Source organism: Polaromonas sp. (assembly GCF_029945925.1).
Lineage (GTDB): Bacteria > Pseudomonadota > Gammaproteobacteria > Burkholderiales > Burkholderiaceae_C > Polaromonas.
This window is the reverse complement of the sequence record NZ_JAQSDN010000010.1, coordinates 41,183-67,196: the sequence shown is the minus strand read 5'-3', so window position 1 is coordinate 67,196 and position 26,014 is coordinate 41,183. Positions and strand designations below refer to the sequence as shown.

Below are 26,014 nucleotides of genomic sequence, written 5' to 3'. Positions count from 1 at the left end.
ACAGCATTGCACACAACACCCCGAAGCCAAGCCTCGCCATGACAGACGCGGAGCGGACCCTGTTTCAGGAACAGTACACCAACTGACCCCCGCACCAAGCCGGGCAGGGTGAACACCGCCCGGCCCTTCTCCTACCCCTACCCCTTAAGGACATTTTCATGAAATATCATCTTCGCACAGCTACCTTGGCGCTTGCTCTTTCCGCTGCGTCGGTTGTTACCTTCGCCGCTGGCTCCCATGCAGGTGGTCACGGTGAGGCCACCATTGGTCAGCCGGGGCAGGCAGCCAACGTGAGCCGCACGATCAAAGTCGACATGACCGACAACATGCGTTTCACCTCGGCCGACATCGCTGTCAAGCAGGGTGAAACCATCCGCTTTTTGGTTACCAATTCCGGCAAGATCAAGCACGAAATGGTTCTCGGCACGCCGAAAGAACTCAAGGAGCACTACGCCATGATGATGAAAATGCCCGAAATGGAGCACGCCGACGCGAACATGATCACGGTCGCACCGGGTCAAACGGGCGAAGTCGTCTGGCAATTCTCCAAGTCAGGCAAAGTTGATTTCGCCTGTCTGCAACCCGGCCACTACGACGCCGGCATGAAGGGCCTGGTCACCGTCGCAGGAACCGCTGGTGCGGCGCCTAAAGCCGACACTCCCGCAGGCCACAACGCAAGTCACAAGCATTGATCGATCCGAATAGCCCGACAGCGTTTTTTGCCGGGTTCTCGCATCCCTGAGCGATACTTTTTTATATAACTTTTAACTTTTTCAACTTCCCCGGAAATCAATACATTATGAAAACCTCTAAATCTCTCGCCGCTTTTGGCGCCCTCGCTCTGGCGGCGTCTTTCGCCGCCAACGTCTATGCCCAGACCACCATGAGCAAGGACAGCATGTCCGGTATGGACATGTCCGGAATGAAGATGGACAAGATCGATAAAAGCAGCATGCCCGGCATGACGCTGGACACAGCGGCAAACTCAGCAAAAACCGACGGCGAGGTCCGCAAGATCGACAAGGAGAACCAGAAGATCACCCTGAAGCATGGCGACATCAAAAACCTCGATATGCCCGGTATGACGATGGTATTCAAGGTCAAGGACGCGGCCATGCTGGACAAGGTCCAGGTGGGCAGCAAAGTCAAGTTCAAGGCCGAAAAATCGGACGGCGCGATAGCCGTGACCAGCATGGAACTTGCCCAGTAAGCAGGGGGCAGAGAAACGCCGACCCAGTCGGCACGGCCTTTACCGTGTCACTTTTGCACAAAAGAAAATGAGATCACCATGGATGAACTGAAACGCAGATCGCTGCAGTCGCTGCTTGGCCTGGGCGCCTTGGGAGCGCTTCCACCCGGTTGGGCACAGCTGCGCGCTGTTGAGATTGGCGCGGTACCCGTCAACCGCGCCTACGACCTGACGATCGCCGAGACGGCGCTCAATATCACTGGCAAGCCTGCCATGGGCATCACCATCAACGGCACCATGCCGGGGCCTGTGCTGCGTTTTCGGGAGGGCGAAGAGGTCGTCATTCGCGTGACGAATCAGCTCCGCGAGATCACCGGCATTCACTGGCATGGACTGCTGGTGCCCAACAATCAGGACGGCGTGCCAGGCGTTACCTTTCCGGGCATTCAGCCGGGCGAAACCTTTACCTACCGCTTCAAGCTGCGCCAGTCAGGCACGTACTGGTACCACAGCCATGCGGGGCTGCAGGAAGCGGCCGGGTATTTCGCCCCCATCGTCATCGACCCGATCAAGCCCGACCCCTTCAAATACGACCGCGAGTACATCGTGATGCTGTCGGACTGGAACGACACGCCACCACCCCAGGTGCTGGCGAACCTCAAGAAGGTTGAAGGCTACTACAACTACCGGCGCATCACGACGCCCCAGTTTCTCGCTCAACTGCGCAATGCACCCGACAAGAAGGCGCGCGATGCGGTCTGGAACGATCGCATGGAATGGGCCAAGATGCGCATGGACCCGACCGACTTCAGCGACGGCGGCGACGAATGGACTTTCCTGATGGCGGGCAAAAAGCCAGCCGAGAACTGGACCGCGCTTTTCAAGCCCGGTGAACGCGTGCGCTTGCGCTTCATCAACGCCTCGCCGATGAATATGTTCGATGTCCGGATTCCAGGCCTTCCGATGACTGTGGTGCAGGCCGACGGTCAGAACGTGAGCCCTGTCGAAGTCGATGAATTCCGCATCGGCAACGGCGAAACCTACGACGTGATCGTGCAACCGAAGGAAGCCAAGGCCTATAGTATTTTCGTGCCCACCATCGCACGCATCGGCTACGCACTGGGAACATTGGCACCGGAACTTGGCATGAGTGCCCCCGTGCCGGACATGGGACCGAAGCCCGTGCGGACGATGGCCGACATGGGTATGGCGGGCATGGACATGAGCGGCTCAGCCGATACCTCGGGCGCGGCAGATGCTTCAGGCATGGCCGGAATGCCCGGCATGGATACCAAACCCGCTGCAGACGCGAGCATGGCCGGTATGAATATGGGCAAGCCGGCGGCCACTTCGCCAGGCGCGTCTATGGCCATGCCTTCCACGCCTGCCGACAAGGCCATGGCCGACATGCCCGGCATGTCAGCGTCGGGCAAGCCAGTGCCTGCAGCAAAGCCGGCGGATTCGATGGCGGGTATGCCCGGAATGTCGGACCAGACGGCGGCCGCCCCGATTGCTGCCCCGGTGGATGCGGACGGCTTGCGCCGGCTGAAATACGGGCTGCTGCGCGCTGCCACCCGCAACGCCGACAACCGTTCGCCGGAAAGAGAACTTTTGGTACGGTTGACCGGCGACATGACGCGTTATTTCTGGTCGATCAACGACAAGAAACTTTCCAACGCCAAGCCCTTCAAAATAGGGCTTGGGGAGCGGGTACGCATCAAGATGGTCAACGAAACCATGATGGAGCACCCCATGCACCTGCACGGCGTATTCATGGAGCTGGTCAATGGCAATGGCATATTCGCCCCGCGCAAACACACCATCATCGTGCCACCGGCGCAAACAGTGGAGCTAGATGTTACCTACGAAGACGAAGGCACCTGGGCCTTCCACTGCCATCTTTTTTACCACGCAGTGACCGGCATGTTTCGCCTTGTCGAAGTAGCTTGAACCTAACCATAATGAACAACAATCTCAACCCTATAGCATCGGTGCGTTGGCTCGCTGCTGCCGTCCTCGGCCTGTCTGCCCTGTCTGCGCAGGCGGTGGAAGACGAGTCGATTTATTCCTACACCAAGGTCGAAGCCGGAACCGGCAAGATACGCGGCCAGGCCGGCTCAAGCCAGTCACTCAGTGTCGATGGCTGGGTTGGCGGTGACGTCAATAGGCTTTGGTACCAGTTTGATGCTGAGCGTAGCAAAGGACGAACGGAGGCCGCTGAGATGCAGCTGCTTTACGGGCGTTACGTTGCTCCATTCTGGGACGCACAGATTGGCCTGCGACATGACGAGCGACCAGGTCGACGTGACTACCTCGCTTTGGGAGTTCGTGGCCTCGCACCGTACTCTTTTGACGTCGATCTAAAGTTATTCATTCGAGACGACGGCAAGGTATCCGCCCGCACCCGGTTCGAAAACGATTTCCTGCTTACCAACCGCTTCATCCTGCGTCCCTACGCCAATGTGGAGTGGTCCGCTTCGAACCTCGATTCCACGGTTCGCTCGGGACCTTACCAAGTCGACATTGGCATTCAGGCGCGTTACGAATTCAACCGGCGTTTCGCGCCTTATGTGGATCTGTCGAGAACTTTTTACCCTCTTACTCAACCGGGTGGGCAGCAGCCTTCAACACTGGTCCGTGCTGGTTTGCGCGTTATCTTCTAGCGGAAAATCACAACCGGGACCCAGTACACGACTTACGCGCATCAGAAGCTGTGTCAAATGCCCGTGGCCAGACTGGAGCCGCTATGAATGTTGCGATGTGATCACGCATGGCGATGACGTAGACATGCTTGCAGGCCCACCTTGTCGTGCTTGCAAACCAACAACTGACTGGACTACGAGGGCAAGCAGTGCGCAGCGCTTGACGAGCGCCATCAGCCGATGCCGGACACCGTAGAGGCGAAGATGCCGGGGCGCGGCGGGATAGCTGCAACCACGGGCGTATCGCGGCTCAGCATCGGGACAGCTTGTCCGAAATGTTCCCTGCGCAGGGTAGGTCACGACCTACTGCCTCTTTGCGCATGGCCGTCAAGGCCGGGGGCAAGTCTCCAAGTACTCGCTTGCGCCAACGCGAGCAAGCGCTGGTTCCCCGCCCCCGGTGCATAGCCTTACTTGACCTGCTCGAGCCTGACCACTGCGAATCCCGCTTCACCTTTTCCAGCGCGGAACAAAATCTTGTCGCCTTGCTTGACGTCCTTGAGCAACTTGGCATCAGCTGCTTTGAACGCCATGATCATGCCTGGCATGTCCAGGTTTTCAAGGGCCTCGTGTTTGATGGTCACCTTGCACTGCTCAAGGTCAGGCGATGGCGCAAAGCCGGTCGGGTGGTGAAGTGACTTTCATGCTGATATTCCCGATAGCTGATGCCGATCGGCCAAAACTGCGCTGAAGTCCTGCATGACGAGCGGCTTGAAGCCTGTGGCAGCGCCCGCGACACCGGGAAAATCAAGTTCACAGGCAGGACTTCAGTTGGCGTTTTTGTCAGTGCCAACCTCGATGACCGAGTCGGAGACATAGCGATGCGGCGGTACTTCGAGGTTGCTGGGCGCCGGAACGTTGCGGAACACACGACCTGCCAGGTCGAAAGCCGACCCATGGCAGGGACAAAAAAAGCCACCCGGCCACCCGGCACGCAAGTCGGTCGCACCGGCATCGGGGCGATACGCCGGTATACAACCGAGGTGCGTGCACAACGCGACAAACACGCCGATCTCGGGTCGGATCGAGCGCTGCGGATTTTCGGCGTAGTTGGGTTGCTGCTCGCGTCGCAGCGAAGCCGGATCCGCCAAGGCGCTTAGCAGATCGGGCGACTGCAAGCGCTGTTGCTGAGCCGCGCTGCGTCGCAGTATCCAGACGGGCTTGCCACGCCATTCGACGGTCATGAGCCGCTCTTCCGGCAAACCCTCGATCGACACCGTCACCGCCGCGCCAAGCGCCCTGGCGCGCTCGCTCGGGGCGAAAGATGAAACGAAGGGAACGGCAGCGGCGAGGATGCTCGCGCCGCCGACACCTACTGTAGCGAAGGTCAGTTGACGGCGGTGCGCATCGGGCGCACACGGAGGGGCTAGCAAGAGGTCAGACATGGCGAATCCTTTTAATGGGCCTCCCAACTCGACGACGACGCCCGCCATGATTCATGAAAGTTTCACGAACCCACAAAACCATGCAAGTGACACATCGATGCCTCACGCAATGCCCGCAAGTTCCATCAAATCCAGAAGTGCACCGGTCGCCACGTTCGAGTCCAAATCGCATCGACAGTTCCGGGATTCGCGAACGTCGCTACCCGGCTGTTATCCAGCAACGCCAGGCTCGGCGGAACACACTGTCTATGCCCGCGTCTCCATGACATAGCCCGCGCCTCGAACCGTGTGCAGCAGCTTCACTGGAAACGGGTCGTCAATCTTTTGCCGCAACCGCCTGACTGCGACATCAACCACATTGGAGTCGCAGTCGAAATTGATATCCCAAACCTGCTCCGCCAAAATGGTGCGAGAAAGAACTTGTCCTTCCCGATGAAGAAAAAGGGCAAGAAGCTTGAAGTCTTGCGCGGACAAGTCCAACCGTCTCCCTGAACGGGTGGCTCTATGCCGGATCAGGTCCAGCTGCAGGTCGCCCAACTGCATGACGGTCAGGTCTTGAACGTGCCCCCTTCGCAGCAAGGCCTGAACGCGCGCCAGCAGTTCCGGCAGAGCGAACGGTTTGACCACGTAGTCGTCTGCGCCCATCTGGAGCCCTTTGACCCGGTCCTCCACCGTATCGCGTGCCGTTAACAAAATAATCGGAAAATCTTTCTTTTCACGCACCGCTTGCAGAACACCGAAGCCATCAATGCCCGGCAGCATGACATCCAGCAACATGAGGTCATAGCTACCCTCTAGTGCCATATGTTTCCCAACGATTCCGTCGCGCGCAAGGTCAACGACAAACCCAATTTCGACCAGAGCTTGCATAACATGTTCCGCAAATTTTGGTTCATCTTCAACCGTCAGAATTCTCATTTCTTGCAATATTCTGGTTTGCAACTTGTGCTGCAGGCCGGTCGTTCATCCACATGAAGCACTGAGCAGAAACCGGGAGCGATGACTGACGTTTGCCTACGCAACCTATTGACCGTCGGCGCGGATTTCATGCGGCGAGTGCAAGATGAAGGGTATGCCTCGCGCGGAAGGCCCACTTTGGACCCACCCGAAAGGAATCGAGCACGGTCGACTTGGCCGTCGCGAAGAACATGGACTCCTGCAAGTTATGACGTTCAAACGCTCTTCGCTGGTTAAGCGATCGGCGTCGCAAGTCACCTTCTGAGTCGCCGCCACTTCGCTGCGATCGCCCGAAGAGCGTGACAGCGCGTTCGAGGTCGGCCAGGGCTTCGTCGCTCAGTGCCGGAATGGCGCGTGGAGCAGCCAAACGAATTTGCACGATGAAGGGATTGGGTCCCACGACCAGGCCCCATGGCCTTTTCCCCTCTGCAGGGTCTACCGCCAAGGCCTCGAGCTTGGTTAGACCGAAATGCCTGGCCAACCGCAGCCGCGTGGCCAACCAGGGATCGGAACGATCCAGCTCCTCCACAGCGACCTTGGCCTCCTGATCGCTGCCTGATACAGGCAACACTAGGGAGTTCAACAGCTGCTTTGCGTGCAAGTCACCCTCGCGTGCCGCGCGGTAGAGCCAACAAATTGCTTGTTCGGACTCCGTGATCGATCCGGCTTCGCGCAGCATCAAGGCGCCAAGTTTGCGTTGCGCCTCCGCTTGCCCGCGTTCTGCGGCCTTTTCAAGGAAGAACCTGGCCATTTGGGGATTGGCGACAGAGCACCGGTGGTCTGAGTTCAGCTTGTACAAATGCAGCCATGCTTCGTCCCGGCCGGCGTCGGCTGCCCGTAGCAGCAATGCCGTTCCCTTGCGAAGGTTCGGACTCTCGGCGAGGCTCGAAGGCTGAAGACACCCACAGGCGATCCCGGACAGCGCGCGCCCAAGCGTGTAGGTCGCATCCGGGTTTCCCTGTCCGTTTTGCATCTCCAGGCTTGCCTGAACGAATTCAACCGGCATGTCTTGCAGTGATTCACCGGTGCGTTCTGCCATTCGAACCATCGCAACGACGAGTTTGGATATCGCACTTGTAGGTTTTGGCAGCAGCCCAATCGCAGCATGTACACACAGCCGCAAGCGAGGCAGGTCCCCCTCCGTCTGTGCTTCCCGCGCTGCGAACTCTGCAATGGCACAGCCGTTCTCCTTCTTGTCGTCCGTCAGCAAGCGCAGGATTTTCGGTAGACGCTCACTGTCGCTGACGGACTCGCAGATGGCGAGCGCGCGGGCCGCACACGCCTCGCCTGCCGCCGCGTGCGCGTAATAGGCTGCAGCTTCCGTCTCCCTCCCGGTGTGGGTTAACAGGTAGGTGCCGAACTTCAGCTGTGCCAACGCACTGCCCGAAAGTGCCGCCTTGCGAAGGGACTCTTGCTGACCCAAAAGCAGCAACTCATCCAGGGGCAGGCACTCCGCAATAAGAATGCGTGCGCCAGGCAAGTCGCAAACACTAGGGTGGGTGAGATAGTCAATGCCCGTTGATGAGTGCTGAGAAAAACCCTCGATGCCCAGCAAATAGCGACGGCCGACCTCCAGACGCGCACCAATGTCGCCGTTTCTGGCGAGAGCTCTCAATTGAATGTCTTGCCTTCGCATGCCTGTCTCCTTGTTGTATTGAGGACGAAACGAGTAGCGGGCTGTTCCCCCCGTTTTCCTTGCGCGCCGGGGCCGCATTTGTTCCATGGAGAATAAAAATTCAACACCAACAAGAAGATTGCTGAAACATTGCAGAGCTGCAATGTTTCAGCCGTTGTGGACGTTCGTTCTGCCGTCTTTCACTCCCTTGTTGCAATTGCGAAACAGGGGTGCTCTGTTTATTGGGGGGTATGCATGCGTTGACCATCCCTTTGCGAAACCGAGAGTGCCCATCAACACTGCTTTTTCATAAAGTGACCTTCGTGGTGCGCTCACATCGAGGCACTACTAACTTCAACCAATCAAAGGATCAGGAACAATATGAAGCACATCGCAACAGCGGCGGCATTGCTTGCCCTAGCGGCGGGTACGGCCAGCGCACAATCTTCAGTGACGCTCTTTGGCATCGTCGATGTCAACCTGCGCAACGTGGACAACAGTGGTGTTGGCAGCAACTCCACGCTGAACAACAATGGCCTTTCCAGCAGCCGCTTTGGCTTCCGCGGTGTGGAAGACCTGGGCGGCGGCCTGAAGGCCGGTTTCTGGCTTGAGTCGGATATCAATCCAGACAACGGCACCACAAACGGCAACGGAAAACTCTTCGCCCGCCGTTCAACGGTGAGTTTGATGGGAAACTTTGGCGAGTTCCGACTCGGCCGCGATCTCACACCGTCGGGCGCGTTCACCTATACATTTGATCCTTTCGGTGTGATTGGTGTCGGCGGCTCCGCGAACATCGCACGCTACAGCGGTCAAGCCACATTTTTTCGCGCTGACAACGCGATCAGCTACTTCCTGCCCAACATGGGTGGTGTTTATGGCCAAGCGATGGTCGCGCTCAATGAAGGTGTGAATCCTTCTCTACCGGGGACGGGAGTGGATCGGTTTGCTCGCAAGTACGCTGGTGGACGCCTTGGCTACGCGAACGGCCCCATTGATGTCGCCGTCTCCTACGGCTCTACGGAGGTAGATGCCACCGGTGGAAAGTTCAAAACAACGGGCATCGGCGGTTCATACAACTTTGGCGTAGCCAAGCTGATGAGCCACTACTACAGCGACAGGTTGCTGGCGCTGAAGGAAAATCGCTTCCTGCTCGGTGTGTCCGTTCCACTTGGTGCTCATGAGATCCGTGCGTCCTACGTTCGCTCGGACGCGACTGGTGGCACCGCTGCGTACAACGCAAGCGATGCAAGCCAGCTGGCTTTGGGCTACGTGCACAACCTGTCCAAGCGCACCGCGATGTACGGCACCGCCTCACGTATCTCGAACAAGGGTGGAGCAACCTTTGCCATTGCGGGCGGCAATCCGGGAATCACGGCAGGCGGTAAGTCTTCTGGCTACGAGCTGGGCTTGCGGCACAGCTTTTGATCGTGGCTAGCGCTCACCCCTCAGGGGTGGCATCCGCCGCAAGGTCCCGGTTGCGCGGGGACCCACTACACGACTAGATCTGAAATGCCTCGCCTGTGCGGGGCATTTTTTTTGCCCTGATTTCGAAATGACAAACATGTAATTTGGAGGCCAGAGTTTTGTAGGGATGCTGTCCCTAGAGTTGTCTACATGCTGGCGGATATGCCAGCACGCCGACGCAAAGGATGGTCCCCCGCGCGGTGCCTGTGCCTCGAAAGGAAATCATCATGTCTACTCAAAAACTTGCGCTTATCGCCGCCTTTGCGGTCTTGTCTGGCGCATCATTGGCCGTATCCGCAGAAATCATTCACCCCGCGGACACGGAGATGGGTTACGTCTCTCATCCCGATCATGCCAAGCCAGGGAAGTCCCGCGCAGAGGTTCGGACAGAGCTGGAGGCCGCCATGAAATCCCCCCGATGGGATTTTTGGGCACGCCTGGGAGCGCCGATGCCGGCACCCTCGATCGGACCGGGCAAGTCTCGCGACCAAGTGCGCAATGAAGCGATAGCGGCCAATCGGGCAGGCCTGATTCCACGCGGCGAGTTCTCCTACTGAACCTTCCGGACTACTGCGGGATGCGAATGCCTACGCGTGTCATGCCGTCAGCGCTTTCACAGAATGCGCGACCTCCGTGCATCTTTGCGATAGCGCTGACTATGGCAAGACCCAGGCCATGACTGTCGCCGGAGCGAACGCGCGCCGGATCGGCTTGGTAGAAACGGGAAAACATCCTTTCCTGCGTTTCGGCCGGAATGGGTGGACCCGGATTGGCAACCGCTATCTCGGCGATGCGGCCGTGCTCGGTCAATGACAGCTTGATGGATTCGCCCGGTGCCGTAAACTTGATCGCATTGGATAACAAGTTCGAAATCGCCCGGCGCATCAGCGCGGGCGAGCAACGTGCGGTAGCTCGACCTTCAATGACAGCCTTCAGCCCGGAATCTTCAAGGAGTGCATCATAGAACTCGCACACCTTCTGAACCTCGGGCCTCAGGTTGGTATCGACCAGGTCCTGAACAACAGTGCCATGATCGGCGTGCGCCAAAAACATCATGTCGTTCACTAGCGATTTGAGGCCTTCCAGCTCCTCCAGATTGGATTCAAGAGTTGCTCGCAAATGCGTCAGCGGCCGATTTGCCGATAACGCCAACTGGGTTCCGCTGATCAGGGTAGCCAAGGGCGTGCGCAACTCATGCGCCACATCTGCGTTAAATGATCTCACTTGCTGGTAGGCCGACTCCAGCCGATCGAGGACGCCGTTGAATGCTTGAGCCAATTCCTCCAGCTCACGAGCGATTCCACTGATATCCAAGCGCAGTGCGAGAGAGTTCGGTGCGATCGTCGCGGCCTGCCGGGACAGGCGGCCTATGGGCCGCAATCCGTGCCGGGTCGCCTGCAAGCTCAGCGTAAAAGTAAGCAGCATGGCGAGTGAGCCGGCCGTCAACATCAGGTAGAGCAGCGCACGCAGCAGTCTGGCGCGCGGGGCCATGTCCAGTGCGATAACAGCCGTGCGAAGCTGGAGGGAACCCGTATTCTCCAGGGATTTACGCGCAAAGGCCATTTTCTTGCCTGAAACCGTCCGCACTTCAAAGTCACCTTCGCGCAGTTGCCTTACCGGCAAGCCGAGACCTCCGTGAACGACCTCATCCCTGTCATTCAGAAGCCAAACCGTCAGTTCACCGTGCCCCGTCATCACATCGTCGATGTGATGACGCAAGGTTTCAAGATTGCCGTCCTGAACTACTTCGTCAACAAAATGCTGCACGATGCGTAATTTACCGGTCACCTCTTCGCGAGCGGTCTGCTCCAGGGTGTATGCCACTCCCCAATAAATGGCGATCCCGGCTGCAAGAAACGTCACGGCTGTAACTCCTGCAAGCGACAGCGCCAGACTTGCCGTGATCGAAGATAACTGGGGCCTCATCAGATTCAGGCGATCAGATCGCGCGTTTCCAACACATAGCCCATGCCGCGGACCGTATGCAACAGCTTGGCAGGGAAGGGATCGTCGAGCTTGGCTCGAAGGCGCCGAACGGCAACCTCCACCACGTTGGTGTCGCTGTCAAAGTTCATGTCCCAGACCTGCTCCGCCAGGGTGGTCCGGGAAAGAATTTGCCCCTGCCGGCGAAGCAAGAGCGTCAGCAGATTGAACTCCTTGGCGGTCAAGTTAAGTCGTTCGCCGGCGCGCATTGCCTTGCGCTTGACCAGATCGAGTTGTAGATCAGCCAAAGCCAGAACCATGGCATCTATCGGGGAACTGCCAGCGCCGCGACGCAGCAGAGCCAGGACACGGGCCAGCAGCTCTGAAAACGCGAATGGTTTGACCAGGTAATCATCGGCACCGTCATGCAAGCCTCGCACTCGGTCTTCCACCTGGTCTCGAGCGGTGAGTATCAACACGGGTACCGGCTTGTTTTTTCGGATCGCTTCAAGCACCCCAAATCCATCCATGCCAGGAAGCATCACGTCCAGAAGTATCAGGTCGTAGTCGCCGCTGAGTGCGAGATGCCTCCCATCGATGCCGTTGTGCGCGACGTCTACAACATAACCGTTTTCGCTGAGACCCTGGCGCAGGTATTCGGCCAGCTTGAGTTCGTCTTCGACCACCAGAAGGCGCATGGAATTTCCTTTTTTTTGACAGCTGATTGTGCGCTCGGGGAGATTACAGATTTGTAATCTCCCGGTGGGTCTGGCGTCGAGGATGGTTATTTAAACTTCTGTTCGTAATGTGATGGTCTTTCAGCTTTACGGACGCGATTTTCCAGTAATCGAAGCGGATGACGCACCTTCGTCGAGATGGTCGGTAAATTCATATCCATTTAGTACATGCCCATGGGCAATATGCAGCACTGATTATTTCTTCCAACACCCACCCTTGAAAGGTATTCCATGAAATCACGAAACATCCTGCTCGCGCTGCCTTGCGCCTTGCTTTCTTTGTCCGCGATGGCTGCCGGCAGCCACGCGGGCAATCACGACGATAGCGCGATTGGCAAGCCTGGCGTCGCATCCAAAGTGACGCGCACAGTCACGGTCGACATGAAAGACGACATGCGCTTTCACTCTTCAAACTTCAACGTCAAACAGGGTGAAACCATCCGCTTCGTCGCAAAGAACTCCGGTAAGGTCAAGCACGAAATGGTGCTGGGTACCGAAAAGGATCTCAAGGACCACTATGAGGTGATGAAGAAAAACCCGGAGATGGAACACGCTGACGACAATATGGTCACCGTAGCGCCGGGTAAAAGCGGCGAGATCATCTGGCAGTTCACAAGCGCGGGCAAGGTTGACTTCGCCTGCCTGCAGCCGGGCCACTTTGACGCTGGTATGAAAGGGCTAGTGAATGTGGCAGCCAGCAAACTACCGCCAAAGAGTGACGACCATAACGATCACAAACACTGACATTTACGGCTGCCAATAGCGATAGGCAGGTCGGCGAGCTCGGTATGTCCGTGGATCAGGCCGGAATGGAAATCCGAGAAAACAGCGATTTTTGAGCGTTCGGTTTGCTCTTGAGGCCAGCAATTGGCAGAGTAACCGCGGCACCTAAGCTTTCGTTGGCATGGGCTACAGTTGATGCATCTCAATCGCATCGGTGCTCAAATTTTCTAGGATCAGATCCTTTACAAACAAGGAGTTCAGTATGCCAATTTCCATGGCGTTTCGCGGCGCCCCCAAGAAGGTTCTGATTGCCCTATCGCTTTTTCTGCCTTTGACGGTCGCGACTTTCGGCGTGCAGGCGCAGGATGGCCCGCAGACTTCACCCCAAGTGTCGGTCCAGCAAGGCGTCACGGTGAAGGTGACACCCAAGGCGGTCGGTGCCAGCATTGTGCGCTGGCAGTTTGCCGTCGTGTTTGACACCCACAGCAGCGACCTCAGCGATGATCTGCTCAAGACCGCAACGCTGATGACTGCCGATGGTCGCGAGATCAAACCGGTTGCGTGGACGGGTGCCGCGCCGGGCGGGCACCATCGCGAAGGCGTGCTCGAGTTTGTCATGACGGCACCTCCGCCTAGTGCCGTTGAGCTCAGGCTGGCGCGTCCGGGCGAAGCGGAATCGCGCGTCTTTCGCTGGAAGTTTTGACGAATTTGGCGCCTGACAGCGTGCAGCGATGTTGGGGCCTTGAAATGCGCTGACGGAAATTTTAGATAAGCATCATGATGGTTGCCGCCGCCGTACCGACAGCGATTGAAACGCTGTAGCCGGCTGCGACACGACGGCCTAGAGATCGGCCGCCGATCACCGTGGCCATCAACGCCTTCATTACCATGTTGGCCGCGACTGCGATGCCGACAGCCGTCACGGTGGGGCGCACCGCCAAGCTGCCTGCAGCCTGCATTTGAAGCACGGTGACCATGATTGCATCGACATCTGCCAGCCCGGAGAGTGTCGCCACCACATACAGGCCCGGGTTGCCCAGCCATTCCCTGCCGGCCTGAGTCAGTACCATCATCACGGCGAGAAACGCGCCGAAGCCAAGCGCCGTACTTAGATCGAACGGCGCGACAGGGTCGCCCTCGGGTGCGATGTCGACCGATGAGTGTCGCTTCCACTGCAATGCGCCCAGGCCGAGTAGCGCGACACCCGCAGCGACCATTGGAACTCCTAGCGGCCTGCCTAGCACAGGCTGAAGCGAGACGACGATCACAGTCATGCGCAGGAACATCATTCCGCAGGCGGCCAAAGTACCGGCTGCCGCGGCATTGGCCAGCCCCGGTTCAGCTCGAGCACGTCTGGCGAGCGTCAATGTGGCGGCGGTCGAAGAGGCGAGCCCTCCCAGCAGACCGGTCCAGAAAATGCCCCGCTGGGGTCCGGTGAAGCGTATTGCGATATGGCCGCACAGAGACAGGCCGGCGATCAGGACGACCGCCCACCAAAGACGATAAGGATTCAATGCCTTGTAGGGGCCGTAGCCGGCATCCGGCAGCAAGGGCAGGATGACCAGCGACAAGACTAGCAGCTGCAGCGCAGCGCTGAGTTCGCGGTGCTCCACCAGCCGTAGCCAGCGGTGCAGTGTGGGTTTGAGGTCCAGCAACATTGCGACGACGACAGATGCGCCGATAGCGACGGCAGCATGGCCGATGCCCGCCAGTGCGCCCAGGGCGTACGTCAGCAGTGCAGCGACAGCGGTAGTTGCACTCAGGCCGCCATGGGCACGCACACTTTCCCGATAAGACACTGTGGAGAGGATGGACAAGCCGGCGAGCCCTGCGGCCAGTGGCCAAGGGCCCAGTGCCTCGCTCAGTACGCCGAGCACGCCGCCCAACAAGCCGAACAATGCAAACGTCCGCAATCCCGCGACCCGGCTCCCATCAGCGCCCTCGCGTTCACGCCACCCGCGTTCGAGGCCGATCAAAATGCCGACGGCAAGGGCTGCGGCAAGAGAAAACACCGTGGACGTAATGGAGGCAGATAGGAGGTTCAGGAAAAGATCTCCAATTTTTCAATCAGAGCCCATATTATCGTCAAGGAGATCCAGCAAACGCCTCGTCTTCTTTGTCAATGCAGGCGGCAGACTGACCGGTTTTGTGATCTAGCTTAAGTTCCACTTGATGTATGTCAATCAGCTATCGCGTTGGCGAGATAGCATTAAAAACATAGATCTGTACCAGCATGAAGCTCTTTTCCAACATCCGCTCAAAACGCAGCATCGCATTCGTAGCGCTGCTGTTTTGGGTGTTTGCCTTGGCTTCAGGAGTCGCCAATGCTTGTCTTCTTGAGGCTCGCGGAACCCATCTCCATGTAGCAGCCGGATTGGCCGATGCAACGCATGCACCCGCCATATCACCTGGTCATGCTGGGGTCATTGCCGACCACGGAGATGACTCCCGTGCTTCCAAGGCACCGTGCCTTAAGGCTTGCGCCGATGACGAGTCCTCTGTGTCTCCGCAGAAATTGCGATCTGTCCAGATCGATCTTGCTGCGGCGCCCTTGGTCGCGGTTCTCTGGACCGCAACTGTTCCTGTCGTTTTCCCGTTTAGTCGAATCGACGAAATGCGGCCCACGACATCTGAGCGACCCCTTCGGGTTCGCTACTCGCGACTAGCACTCTAGCCGTCTGCTGCCGCGTGTTCCAGAGCCTCGCGCTCTGTGATCTTCGCCGCTCTCACATTTTTCCGACGATTTCGGCTCTTGGTCCTCTTGGTATAGCGGGCAGAGTCGGACATCACACCGGTACCTGCACGCGCGCGCATACACACCGTATTTCCCTTCCATCAACTAACCAGGAGTCTGTCATGACCCATCTCCGTTCAATTTCCCTTGCCATCGCTTTTGCCGCCACTCTCACGTTAGCTGCTTGCAATACCGCTCCAGCGATGCCCATGGGCTCGGCAGCTGCGGGCAGCATGGCCCCGCCCGACCATATGGCCAAGATGGACGCGCAGATGAAGACCATGCAGGGCATGCACGAAAAGATGATGAGCGCCAAAACCCCGGAAGAGCGCAGCAAGCTGATGGCCGAGCACATGAAAACCATGCAGGACGGCATGGCCATGATGGGCGGCATGTCCGGCGCTGGTATGGGTGATATGAAAAACATGCCGGGTATGACTGGCGACATGGGCGCGCGCCAGCAGATGATGGAAAAGCGCATGGAAATGATGCAGACCATGATGAAAATGATGATGGACCGGATGCCTGCCACGCCGGCGAAGTAAGGGGTGTGGTCATGACATCGTTTCGTACAGGTATTGCTCTGGCCATCACCGTCGGGGTGTTCTATGCCCTGTGTGCGTTGTTCTGGGCTATCGCCCCAGGGCCCTTTTTGGGCTTCATGAATAACCTTTTCCATGGCATGAACTTCAACAGCATGGTTCAGCCTCGGCCATTCGGGTGGCAGGGTTTCTTGATGGCGCTGCTCGTACTGAGCACCTGGGCGCTATTGGCAAGGACTTTTTTTGCCTGGCTGCTTAATCGAATGACGCGTTGATTGCCGGCTCTAGTGCGCCGGCGGGGTAGTTAAAGCTTGTAAAGGTAAGTTATATGTTGAAGAGAAGACAGTTGTTCCAGTTCGCCAGTGTGGCGGCCGTGGCCGCCGCCGGGGGCGCCGCCTGGATGTATTACGGATCGCCTCGTTCCGGGGCGCTGGCTGGCGGGTCGTTTCGCCACTATCCCTTCGATCCGGTGGCCGCAGATAATTTCCAGCAGAAGCTGTTCATTCCTGTCGGCAGTGGGCCGTTTGGGGTACTCGATGTCGCCGGGCCGCTCAAAATACGCACCACCGCAGCGAGCTTCCCGCTGCTACCCGGTCGCGAATCCCCCTTCCTGCTGTACCAGACCGAGCAGGCGGGCAAGGCCTACCAGAACCCGATATTGCGCATCGAGAGCGGCGCGCGCTTCACGGCCAGCCTGGACAACGCGCTTCAGGAGCCGACCATCATCCACTGGCACGGCTTGCATACACCGGCCAAGATGGACGGGCATCCTCGCGACACCATCGCGCCTAGCGCGCGCTACGACTACGACTTCACCGTGCGCAACCGCGGCGGCACCTACTGGTACCACACGCACGCACACGGGCTAACCGCCGAACAGGCCTATCACGGCCTGGCGAGTTTCTTCCTGGTGGACGACGACGATCAGCGCAGAGTCAGCAAGACACTTGATCTGCAGCTCGGCGTCACCGATTTGCCCCTGGTCATTCAGGACAAGCAGTTCGACGCGCAGGGCAAGCTGTTGTACAAGCCTGGTGCCCATGAAGCCATGATGGGCTGGCTGGGCGACATCGTGCTCGCCAACCTGACACCCAATGCGGTACAGGCCGTCACACCGCGCACCTACCGCCTGCGGCTACTCAACGGGTCGAATGCGCGCATTTACCGGCTCGCCTTCGTCAAAGGAAACAAGGCGCTGGACTTCATCGTCATCGGCACCGACGGAGGCCTGATCGAACGTCCGGAAACGGTGAGCGAAGCCTTTCTCGCGCCGGGCGAGCGCCTTGACGTGCTGTTCGACGCAGGCCAGGCGCGGCCCGGTGAGGACATCTTCCTCAGGAGCCTGGCGTTCGATGCGATGGAAAACGAAGGGCCAACTGCCGGCCCGGGCGGCATGCCTGGTATGAGCGGCATGGGCATGGGCCGGATGATGGCCAGCATGTCCTCGTCACGATTGCCGCTTGGCCTGGAGTTCAACATCTTGAAACTGTCGGTCACAACCGGCGAGCGCGTCGTCGCCAAACTGCCGGCCACGCTGTCCCAGATCAAGCCGATTGCTACCTCCGGCGCCACGCAGCGCAAGATCGAACTGTCGATGGGGCAAATGCGCTTCCTGATCAACGGATACACCTTTCGCATGGACGAAATCGCATTCGACGTTAAACGCGGTGCAGTGGAAATCTGGAGCATCAGCAATCCGGCGCTGGGCATGCCGCATCCGATGCACATCCACGGCTTTTCGTTCCAGGTGCTCGAACGCATTGGCAGCCCGCCCCAGATAGCAGCCACGGCGCGGTTCGGTCAGGGCCGCACCGTAAGCGACCTCGGCTGGAAAGACACCGTGCTGGTCTGGCCCGGTGAAACGGTGCGGGTGGCGATCGACTTCGCTCACGAATACCCCGGCGACCAGACCTATGTGTTCCATTGCCACAACCTGGAACACGAGGACGGCGGGATGATGATCAATTTTCGCGTCAAGGCATGAAGGCGTGGAGGCGAATCTATTCACGGGCTTAGGCAATTCAACTCACGGGAAAACTTACCATGAACACACTTAAATTTGACATCAGCGGAATGACTTGCGGCGGTTGCACGGGTAGCGTGCAGCGCACCCTAAAAAAAATTGACGGAGTCAGTCACGCCGAAGTGACTTTGAATCCGGGTGTCGCTACCGTTGTGACTGATCCCGCCCGGGTGTCGCCCGCGCAAATTGAATTGGCGATCACCAGCCTGGGCTACCCGGCTAAGGCGCGCCCGGCAGATCAAGGTCAATAGGCCCGGCCATGAACAAGAAGAACCGCAAAGACAAGCGCAGAAGAAAAAGTCACACGGCAACTCACGGTGACATGGTTCAGCCCCGGATGTCTCTAATCCAGGCGGCGCCAGGCTGCTGGTCCGCTGAATTATCTGCAATGGGAAACGCATGAAAACAACAACCATCGAGGTCGGCGATCTGGTCTCCACACTGAGCGCCACTGGCGTTGAGAAGCAGCTCTCTACGCTTCCGGGTGTCCATCACGTAAACGTGAACTACGTCGCCGGAAGCGCGACCGTGCACTATGACGAATCGCGGATCGAGCTTGAAACTATCCGGCAACGCGTGATCGACTGCGGCTATCACTGCCGCGGCCAACTCCTCCCAGCCCATGTTTGCGCTCCGGAGGAGCATAAGACGGCAGGAGATGCACATACCCGACATGCCGGGCACACCATGCCTGGCGGCGCAGGGCGCCAAAGCATTGGCGGCGATTCGGGGACAGAGCTGCGAGCTGCTGTGAAAGTTGCACCGGCGGCGCATGGCGACCATGGTTCTCACAGTGGTCATGGCGACCCTTCCGCTAACGGGAAGGCCGACATGATGCATGACATGGGTCACGCACCGGGTATGTCGATGGAAGACATGGCCAAAGACATGCGCAACCGCTTCCTTGTAGCTCTATTGTTCGCAATTCCAGTGTTTCTGTATTCACCAATGGGGCAGATGTTTGGCGACTTTGCTACCCCGTTCGGCATCGACCGCAAGCTGTTCCTGTTCGTCGTCGCGACAGGTGCCATTGCCTATCCGGGCTGGCCCTTCTTCATCGCTGCCTGGCGTGCTGCGCGCAACAAGGTTGCGAACATGGCGACTCTGGTCGTCCTGTCGGTCGGTACGGGGTACGTCTTTAGCGTCGGCGCCACTTTCATTTATGAAGGTGAGGTGTTTTACGAAGCTGCAGCCGTGTTGCTGGTCTTCATTTTGCTGGGGCATTGGTTGGAGATGCGGGCGCGCGCCGGGGCTTCGGACGCGATCCGCTCTTTGATGGACCTGGCCCCGCCCATGGCCACAGTGCTGCGCGGTGGCGTCGAGGTCAAGGTTCCTACCGCCGAGGTATTGGTTGGTGAGACAGTCGTCATCAAACCGGGAGACAAGATTCCGGTGGATGGCGAAATTTTTGAGGGTGGCTCCCAAGTCGATGAATCCATGCTGACCGGCGAATCCATGCCAGTGAAAAAAGTCGTGGGCGATGCAGTCATCGGCGCTACGATCAACAAAAGCGGCAGCTTCCGCTACAAGGCTACCAAGGTCGGCGCCGACACGGCGCTCGCGCAGATAGTCAAGTTAGTTCAGGAAGCGCAGAACTCGAAGGCCCCGGGCCAGTTACTGGCGGATAAGGCCTCGCAATGGCTGGTGCTGGCTGCCATTGTTATCGGGTTGCTCACCTTCAGCGTCTGGTTCTGGGTCTTGGGCCAGCCTTTACTGTTCGCCCTGACTTTAACGATCACGGTATTCGTGATCGCTTGCCCCGATGCCCTTGGGCTGGCCACTCCGATGGCCATCATGGTCGGGACCGGACTTGGGGCCATGAACGGCATCCTCTTCAAGAACGCTGCCGCGCTGGAAAACGCCACCAAGTTGACAGTCATCGTCTTCGACAAGACGGGCACGCTCACGCTCGGGCAGCCAGACGTCGTGGAAATGGTCACCGCGCCAGGTGTCAACGACGCGCAGCTGCTGGCCACGGCAGCGGCTGTGGAGAAGTTCTCCGAGCATCCTTTGGCGCTTGCAATACTCAAGCGAGCCGGCACCACGCCGACTGAGGTTGCGACGGGCTTTACCAATATTGACGGGCAGGGCGCTCGCGCAGCTATCAACGGTGAAAGTGTTTTGCTTGGCAATCGCCAGCTGATGGAATCGGAAAACGTCGCCTTGGAGGAGCTCTCGTCGCAAGCTTCCCGTCTTCAGGGCGGTGGCCGCACCGTGGTGTATGTCGCTCGGGCTGGCAAGCTGATCGGCCTGATTGCCATCGCCGACGCCGTCCGGCCAACCTCCATGGCAACGATCGCCAAGCTGCAGGAGCGCGGCGTGAAGGTCGCAATGATCACCGGGGACAACCAGTCCACAGCGGATCGGATTGGGAAAGAACTCGGCATCGACATTGTTCTGGCCGATGTCTTGCCTGGCCAGAAGGCCTCCAAGATCAAAGAGCTGCAGGCCCAGGGCCATAAGGTCGGCATGGTCGGCGACGGCATCAACGACGCTCCGGCCCTGACACAGGCTGATGTGGGCTTCGCAATTGGCGCGGGCACTGACGTGGCGATGGAGAGCGCCCAAGTCATTTTGATGAAGAGCGATCCCTACGACGTGGTCGGTGCCATCGAGCTGTCACGCGCCACGCTGCGCAAGATGCACCAGAACCTGTGGTGGGCGGTCGGCTACAACGTAATCGCCTTTCCTCTGGCGGCCGGCGTTTTTTACCCATTCACGCTGTCGCCCGAGGTCGCAGCACTGTCGATGTCCGGCAGCTCGGCCCTGGTAGCAATCAATGCATTGCTGCTCAAACGCACCAAGCTCGCCGGCATTAGGCAGCAGAAGCCGCAAGCTTCAACGACAACGGCCGCAGGGGTTTCATCATGATAAAGCGGTACTCGGTTCCAAGCGACCTGGACTCAGATTGTTCAAAACATCGAAGGGTAAATCATGGGCACCAGCACGCGTCGTCCTAAGGGGAAACCTGGGCGAGCTACCACAACAGAGGCCAGGTCTTCAGCCAGACCGGTCACAAACGCCTCACCCGGCGAGGCTGCCGTGCCAAAAGTACAAGCCGCGACGGACATTTTCGGGGCGTTGGATGCCGCTTGGCGCTATTACATCGATTCCGTGCAGCGCGGCGTGCTGTTTTTCGACGTTCTACGCGAACGCGGCGACAACATGCTTGCCCACGAGCGCGCTGGCCAGCCGCCTTTGCTCGACTTTGAGCATGAACTGGTGCTGGATGCCCGCACTTTCGACAAACCCTCCAACTACGCGCTGCTGCGCATCACACGCTGTGGTCCCACACATGCCAACGATTTCGAGCGGCAAGACCTGAGGCCGGTTCTGGTGATTGATCCGCGGGCCGGTCACGGTCCAGGTATTGGCGGTTTCAAGCACGACTCCGAGGTTGGCGTGGCACTGCACGAGGGGCACCCGACCTATTTCGCCAGCTTCTTCTCCGAGCCTTGCCCGGGCCAGACGCTCAGTAACGTGATCCATGCGCTGCGCGCCTTTGTAGAAGAGATCGTGCGTCGCCATGGCGTGGCACCGGTTCTTTACGGCAACTGCCAAGGTGGTTGGGCCGTGGCGCTGCTGGCCGCCGAATGTGAGGGTCTCGACGGTCCGGCAGTGCTCAATGGCTCGCCTTTGTCGTACTGGGCCGGTGCCGAAAAAGTGAACCCGATGCGCCTTGCTGGCGGCCTGCTGGGCGGCGAGTGGCTCACGCATCTGATGGCCGATCTTGGCGGTGGGCGGCTCGATGGCGCCTGGCTGGTGCAAAACTTCGAGGGTCTAAATCCGGCCAATACCTGGTGGGAGAAGAACTACAACCTTTACGCCCATGTGGATACCGAACGCGAACGTTTCCTTGAATTTGAACGCTGGTGGTCAAGCTACTTTTTTCTCAGCCGCGAAGAAATCCTCGCCACCGTTGAGAACCTGTTCATCGGAAACCGGTTAGAGCAAGGCCAGGTCCAACTCGACTCGTGCGATATGGCCGACCCCTGTGTCGTAGACCTGAAGCGCATCCGCAATCCGATGGTGATCTTCGCCTCCAGCGGCGACAACATCACACCACCGCATCAGGCGCTGGCCTGGCTTCCCGCGATCTACCCTGACACAGCCGCGCTCAAAGCCGCGGGACAGCGCATCGTGTACCTTCTCAATCCGCATGTCGGGCACCTGGGAATTTTCGTGTCAGCCAGCGTTGCACAACATGAACACCGAGCCATTCTGGAAAACATCGAAACCTTCAAGAATCTGGCACCCGGGCTGTATGAGATGAAGCTCGGAGAGCCGGTCAAAAGCCGGGCAGTGCGCGGAGCTGGAAAACCAGCTGGCGGGGATACGTCATTGCCAAGGCACAAAGTCTGGTTCGAGGAGCGACGTATCGAGGACTTGCAGTTCAACTATCCACGCAAGGCCTTCGAGAAAGTGGCAGTAGTGTCGCAGTGGAACGAGTTGGCATATCGCACCTGGATCAGCCCCTGGATCAAGTGGAGTGCCAACCCGGTGTCTGCATTCACGCAAAAGTGGGGCCACCCGATGCGTCTGCGGCGCTACCTGTTCTCGCCGCAGGTGACGCCGGTGATGGCTTGGGTGACCCTCGCCGCGGAGTGGGTCCGGCAGAACCGACAGGCTGCATCCAAAGATAACCCATGGCGGTTACGGGAAGAGGAGGGGGGGAAATTTATTTCCGGCGCGCTGGAACAGTGGCGTGTACAGCGCGATGCTGCCGAGGAGCGTCTGTTCACAACCTTATACGGAAGATCATGAAGTACTCCTATCGCGATCGACGCCATTCGATGGTGACAGCTCATACAGCATCCGTGCCCATAGCACCGGACTCCGAGGAATTTAGCCATGAATGAAGAGCCGCGCATTTTGACATCCCGTACACGGCCTTTGAGCCCTGTATTTTTTCCAACCACGATTCTCGAAAGGACCTTCACATGAAACGCTTACTTTCCTTACGCCGCCGCCAACGCGGCAAGGTCTCGACCTGGATATTCGCTGGTTTTGCGGCGGTCGCGCTGTTCTTCCTTTTGGCAGAACATCGCGCTCATCTTTTCGGCTGGTTGCCCTTCCTGCTCTTGGGGGGCTGCGTGTTGATGCATATGTTCCACGGCGGTCATGGGGGCCACGGTCAACATCGATCTGACGATACGCCCGGCCGCCGCGACCAAGACGCGGCACCCGGAGAGGGTGCCCCGAAGCCGGGCGCATCAGCGTCATCTGGCACCCACCACCACTGAACCTATATCGGAGTCAAGGAAATGGACCAATCTTCTGCACCAGCCTATGGGCTGTGGACGCTGGTAGTCATCAATTCACTGGTGTTCATTATTTTCGCTTTTAGTTTCGCCAAGCCGCAGAGCCCAAGGGACTGGCGCTCGTTCAGTGCTTTCTCCGGGTTTCTGGTGGCGCTTTTTGCCGAGATGTATGGCTTCCCGCTAACCATCTACCTGATGTCGGGATGGTTGAGCACCAAGTTCCCGGGTGTGGACTTCCTCTCGCACGATGCCGGTCATTTGTTGGAAGTGATGTTCGGCTGGCGTGCTAATCCCCACTTCGGTCCGTTTCATCTGCTTAGCGCCTTATTCATCGGCGGCGGCTTCTGGCTGCTGTCCGCAGCTTGGTCGGTGTTGTACGCGAACCAGCGTGCAGGAACACTTGCTCAAAGTGGCGCATATGCAAGGGTTCGGCATCCCCAGTACGTGGCGTTTGTGATGATCATGTTCGGCTTCCTGCTGCAGTGGCCAACGGTACTGACGCTGGTGATGTTCCCAATCTTGTGTGTGATGTACGTGCGGCTTTCCTATACGGAGGAGCGCGAATCGGCACAGCGTTTTGGGGATGAATGGGATCGCTACGCGAGCCGAACACCTCGATTTATTCCGAACTTTGGCGGATCGCCCTCGACTCAACACCCCACATAACACGTCGTCGGACATTGAAAATCATCTCACTTGGAGCGCAACGACATGACCGACGATCCATCTTTCCGCTATGCATGGTTAATCTGGGCCTCGGCATTTATGGTGCCGTGGGCACTGCTGTTCTACTTCCGCCCCGAACTGCGCCGTCCCATGCTTTGGGCCAGCATGCTGACCACACCCTTCGGTCTGACAGAGCCGCTGTTCGTGCCCGCCTATTGGAATCCACCCAGTCTGTTTGACCTGGCCCAACGAACAGGCTTTGATATTGAAAGCCTGATCTTCCGTTTCGCGATCGGTGGCCTAGGCGTGGCCGGCTATCGCGCTCTAACTTCATTACCACTCAGAAGCATGGATCACCGAGCGAGATCGATGCCACAGCATCGCTGGCATCTGTTGGCACTAGCCTCTCCACTTTTCGTCTTCGGTGGCCTGATGGTGCTGCGTTGGAACCCAATTTATCCCGGAATTCTGGCGATGTTTTCAGGGGCAATGGCAACACTCTTTTGCCGGCCGGACCTCTGGCGAAACACACTCTTCGGCGGAGGCGTTTTTCTGGCGCTGTATGCGGTCTTTCTGCTCGGGTTGAAGTGGTTTTGGCCCGGTTACGTTGAGGCCGTCTGGAACCTGGGCGCCTTGCTTGCCTGGCGTCCGGGTGGTTTGCCTATAGAGGAGCTCTTGTTTGGTTTCGCTTTCGGCATGTACTGGAGCAGTGTTTATGAGCATCTCACCTGGCGGCAGCGGGACATGGCGCGGATTCGCCGAGTCGTAGGCGCCGGAAGAGGTGCTACGTGAAAAGAGACTCGTGCTGCCGTGCCGGAAGGACGAAAGCGAAGGGCGCGTCGGCAGCGATATGGCTCGCTGAGCCCGACCTCGCAGGCGTCCTGAGGCGTGACGCCCCAGATCTCGCGGTAGCCCAGTATCGATTGATAAAGGAGAACGAATGAACAACATGATCCAGGTAGGCATCGTTGGCTACGGTGTGATCGGCAAGCGTGTTGCCGAAGCCATCAAAAGTCAGCCGGATATGGCATTAGCGGGCGTAGCCGATGTTGCCGCAGACTGGCGCATTCTGGGCGCCGTGACGCAACAAATACCCCTCTATGCCGCGGACGCGTCGGCAAGCCAGCGCATGCGAGAGGCGGGTTTTCATCTCAGCGGGTCGCTGGATGATCTCTTGGGCATCAGCGACATCGTCGTGGACTGTACGCCCAAGCGCGTTGGTGCCAGCAATGCGGAGCGCTATCGCGCCGCCGGAAAGGCATTTATTCTTCACGGCGGCGAAAAGCACGAAGTAACTGGGCATTCCTTCGTGGCTGAGGCGAACTACGCCTCGGCGGTCGGTCGCCCAGCGACCCGTGTGGTGTCTTGCAACACTACATCGATCGTTCGCACCCTGGGTGCACTCAAACGCGCCGGCTTGCTCAAACGCGCGCGCGGCACACTGCTGCGGCGCGCCACCGACCCATGGGAAAGTCATCTTGGCGGCATCATGAACACGGTGCTTCCCGAACCTTCGATTCCGAGCCACCAGGGGCCCGATGCGCGTAGCGTTGATCCCGATCTCGACGTGGTGACGATGGCGGTCGCTGTTCCGACGACGATTGCGCACGTCCATTATTGGGCGGTTGATATGACACGTTCAGCGAGCAAAGAGGAAGTTCTGGAGATCTTTTCCCGCTCCAGCCGGATCGCCCTAATCAAAGGCAGTACCGGCCTCACTGCCCCAAACGTGGTCAAGGAGTTGATGGCCGACAGCGGCCGACCGCACGACAGCCTGTACGAAGTAGGACTTTGGTCCGACATGCTGCACGTGGAAGGCGCGGAGTTGTTTTATGCCTACATGGTGGACAACCAGGCCATCGTTATTCCAGAGACGATAGACGCCATCCGTGCGCTTGGGACAAGTGGTGTGCCGGCAAGCGAATCCATGGCCATGACAGACGCCTCTTTAGGCGTGGGTGCACCGTTCGCATCAAAAAAATGGCCTTTGTCATGAGAGCGGGGTTTTTTTGTATACGACCGGTGGTTGTTGTACTGCAATGGCTAAACCAATGTTTGTGTCACCCGAAGCCCAATTTTCAATCACTTGCCTG

24 protein-coding genes and 1 pseudogene are annotated in these 26,014 nt (G+C 58.4%); 18 read left to right on the top strand and 7 right to left on the bottom strand.

All coding sequences use genetic code 11. The features are described 5' to 3' along the window. Positions 1 to 158 precede the first annotated feature (158 nt). The 4 genes from PSV40_RS03275 to PSV40_RS03260 all read left to right on the top strand — a co-directional run bounded on the left by PSV40_RS03275 (position 159) and on the right by PSV40_RS03260 (position 3,852). Positions 159 to 692, top strand: coding sequence for a cupredoxin family protein (locus tag PSV40_RS03275; protein ID WP_300534120.1), 534 nt, complete (start codon positions 159 to 161; stop codon positions 690 to 692). Positions 693 to 799: 107 nt separating this feature from the next. After that, positions 800 to 1,210: a copper-binding protein gene (locus PSV40_RS03270; RefSeq protein ID WP_300534118.1), complete on the top strand. Its 411-nt coding sequence runs from the start codon at positions 800 to 802 to the stop codon at positions 1,208 to 1,210. A 78-nt stretch (positions 1,211 to 1,288) separates the two neighbouring features. Then, positions 1,289 to 3,139 carry a copper resistance system multicopper oxidase gene (locus PSV40_RS03265; protein WP_300534115.1) on the top strand — a complete coding sequence of 617 codons (1,851 nt, stop codon included), beginning with the start codon at positions 1,289 to 1,291 and terminating at the stop codon, positions 3,137 to 3,139. An 11-nt stretch (positions 3,140 to 3,150) separates the two neighbouring features. Next, positions 3,151 to 3,852 (top strand): copper resistance protein B, encoded by a 702-nt coding sequence (locus PSV40_RS03260; RefSeq protein WP_293595811.1) that lies wholly within the window; start codon positions 3,151 to 3,153, stop codon positions 3,850 to 3,852. A 446-nt stretch (positions 3,853 to 4,298) separates the two neighbouring features. Here PSV40_RS03260 and PSV40_RS03255 read toward each other — a convergent pair. From PSV40_RS03255 to PSV40_RS03240, 4 genes and pseudogenes are all read right to left on the bottom strand, one after another. Beyond that, positions 4,299 to 4,478 (bottom strand): annotated as a pseudogene (locus PSV40_RS03255) (copper-binding protein); the annotation flags it as partial. A 177-nt stretch (positions 4,479 to 4,655) separates the two neighbouring features. Then, positions 4,656 to 5,321 carry a ubiquinol-cytochrome c reductase iron-sulfur subunit gene (gene petA, locus PSV40_RS03250; protein WP_300534112.1) on the bottom strand — a complete coding sequence of 222 codons (666 nt, stop codon included), beginning with the start codon at positions 5,319 to 5,321 and terminating at the stop codon, positions 4,656 to 4,658. Between the two features lie 198 nt (positions 5,322 to 5,519). Beyond that, a complete protein-coding gene (locus PSV40_RS03245; protein ID WP_300534109.1) occupies positions 5,520 to 6,191 on the bottom strand; it encodes a heavy metal response regulator transcription factor in 672 nt (223 codons plus the stop codon). Between the two features lie 127 nt (positions 6,192 to 6,318). Continuing rightward, positions 6,319 to 7,866 carry a hypothetical protein gene (locus PSV40_RS03240; protein ID WP_300534107.1) on the bottom strand — a complete coding sequence of 516 codons (1,548 nt, stop codon included), beginning with the start codon at positions 7,864 to 7,866 and terminating at the stop codon, positions 6,319 to 6,321. A 360-nt stretch (positions 7,867 to 8,226) separates the two neighbouring features. Between PSV40_RS03240 and PSV40_RS03235 the strand changes: the two genes are divergently transcribed. Together PSV40_RS03235 and PSV40_RS03230 are read left to right on the top strand one after the other, a co-directional pair. Then, on the top strand, positions 8,227 to 9,273 hold the full coding sequence (locus PSV40_RS03235; protein ID WP_300534104.1) for a porin: 1,047 nt from the start codon (positions 8,227 to 8,229) through the stop codon (positions 9,271 to 9,273). A gap of 266 nt (positions 9,274 to 9,539) precedes the next feature. Next, entirely contained in the window at positions 9,540 to 9,869 is a 330-nt protein-coding gene (locus PSV40_RS03230) for a DUF4148 domain-containing protein (protein ID WP_300534101.1), read from the top strand. Positions 9,870 to 9,879: 10 nt separating this feature from the next. Here the strand turns inward: PSV40_RS03230 and PSV40_RS03225 are convergent, their stop codons facing one another. Then, positions 9,880 to 11,238: a heavy metal sensor histidine kinase gene (locus PSV40_RS03225; protein WP_300534098.1), complete on the bottom strand. Its 1,359-nt coding sequence runs from the start codon at positions 11,236 to 11,238 to the stop codon at positions 9,880 to 9,882. A 5-nt stretch (positions 11,239 to 11,243) separates the two neighbouring features. Further along, a complete protein-coding gene (locus PSV40_RS03220; RefSeq protein WP_096699570.1) occupies positions 11,244 to 11,933 on the bottom strand; it encodes a heavy metal response regulator transcription factor in 690 nt (229 codons plus the stop codon). A 270-nt stretch (positions 11,934 to 12,203) separates the two neighbouring features. On the opposite strand from PSV40_RS03220, the gene PSV40_RS03215 reads away from it, so the two are divergent. After that, on the top strand, positions 12,204 to 12,716 hold the full coding sequence (locus PSV40_RS03215) for a cupredoxin family protein (RefSeq protein ID WP_300534094.1): 513 nt from the start codon (positions 12,204 to 12,206) through the stop codon (positions 12,714 to 12,716). Between the two features lie 241 nt (positions 12,717 to 12,957). Further along, a complete protein-coding gene (locus PSV40_RS03210; RefSeq protein ID WP_300534092.1) occupies positions 12,958 to 13,398 on the top strand; it encodes a hypothetical protein in 441 nt (146 codons plus the stop codon). Positions 13,399 to 13,459: 61 nt separating this feature from the next. Here PSV40_RS03210 and PSV40_RS03205 read toward each other — a convergent pair whose 3' ends face one another. Then, on the bottom strand, positions 13,460 to 14,707 hold the full coding sequence (locus PSV40_RS03205; protein WP_300534089.1) for an MgtC/SapB family protein: 1,248 nt from the start codon (positions 14,705 to 14,707) through the stop codon (positions 13,460 to 13,462). Between the two features lie 844 nt (positions 14,708 to 15,551). Here PSV40_RS03205 and PSV40_RS03200 point away from each other — a divergent pair. The 10 genes from PSV40_RS03200 to PSV40_RS03155 all read left to right on the top strand — a co-directional run bounded on the left by PSV40_RS03200 (position 15,552) and on the right by PSV40_RS03155 (position 25,917). Beyond that, positions 15,552 to 15,974 (top strand): hypothetical protein, encoded by a 423-nt coding sequence (locus tag PSV40_RS03200; RefSeq protein WP_300534087.1) that lies wholly within the window; start codon positions 15,552 to 15,554, stop codon positions 15,972 to 15,974. 11 nt (positions 15,975 to 15,985) lie between these two features. Then, positions 15,986 to 16,246, top strand: a complete 261-nt coding sequence (locus PSV40_RS03195; protein ID WP_300534086.1) for a DUF5676 family membrane protein — start codon at positions 15,986 to 15,988, stop codon at positions 16,244 to 16,246. Positions 16,247 to 16,317: 71 nt separating this feature from the next. After that, positions 16,318 to 17,955 (top strand): multicopper oxidase domain-containing protein, encoded by a 1,638-nt coding sequence (locus tag PSV40_RS03190; protein ID WP_300534083.1) that lies wholly within the window; start codon positions 16,318 to 16,320, stop codon positions 17,953 to 17,955. Between the two features lie 59 nt (positions 17,956 to 18,014). Continuing rightward, the gene (locus PSV40_RS03185; RefSeq protein WP_293595803.1) at positions 18,015 to 18,245 is read left to right on the top strand and encodes a heavy metal-associated domain-containing protein; all 231 of its coding nucleotides are present in this window, start codon (positions 18,015 to 18,017) and stop codon (positions 18,243 to 18,245) included. A 148-nt stretch (positions 18,246 to 18,393) separates the two neighbouring features. After that, positions 18,394 to 20,865 carry a heavy metal translocating P-type ATPase gene (locus PSV40_RS03180; RefSeq protein ID WP_300534080.1) on the top strand — a complete coding sequence of 824 codons (2,472 nt, stop codon included), beginning with the start codon at positions 18,394 to 18,396 and terminating at the stop codon, positions 20,863 to 20,865. 171 nt (positions 20,866 to 21,036) lie between these two features. Next, on the top strand, positions 21,037 to 22,758 hold the full coding sequence (locus tag PSV40_RS03175) for a DUF3141 domain-containing protein (protein WP_300534077.1): 1,722 nt from the start codon (positions 21,037 to 21,039) through the stop codon (positions 22,756 to 22,758). A gap of 176 nt (positions 22,759 to 22,934) precedes the next feature. Continuing rightward, positions 22,935 to 23,237, top strand: coding sequence for a DUF2933 domain-containing protein (locus PSV40_RS03170; protein WP_300534074.1), 303 nt, complete (start codon positions 22,935 to 22,937; stop codon positions 23,235 to 23,237). A gap of 21 nt (positions 23,238 to 23,258) precedes the next feature. After that, positions 23,259 to 23,921, top strand: a complete 663-nt coding sequence (locus PSV40_RS03165; protein ID WP_300534071.1) for an isoprenylcysteine carboxylmethyltransferase family protein — start codon at positions 23,259 to 23,261, stop codon at positions 23,919 to 23,921. Between the two features lie 45 nt (positions 23,922 to 23,966). After that, positions 23,967 to 24,713: a lycopene cyclase domain-containing protein gene (locus PSV40_RS03160; RefSeq protein ID WP_300534068.1), complete on the top strand. Its 747-nt coding sequence runs from the start codon at positions 23,967 to 23,969 to the stop codon at positions 24,711 to 24,713. 148 nt (positions 24,714 to 24,861) lie between these two features. Next, entirely contained in the window at positions 24,862 to 25,917 is a 1,056-nt protein-coding gene (locus PSV40_RS03155; RefSeq protein ID WP_300534066.1) for a type II glyceraldehyde-3-phosphate dehydrogenase, read from the top strand. Positions 25,918 to 26,014 lie beyond the last annotated feature (97 nt).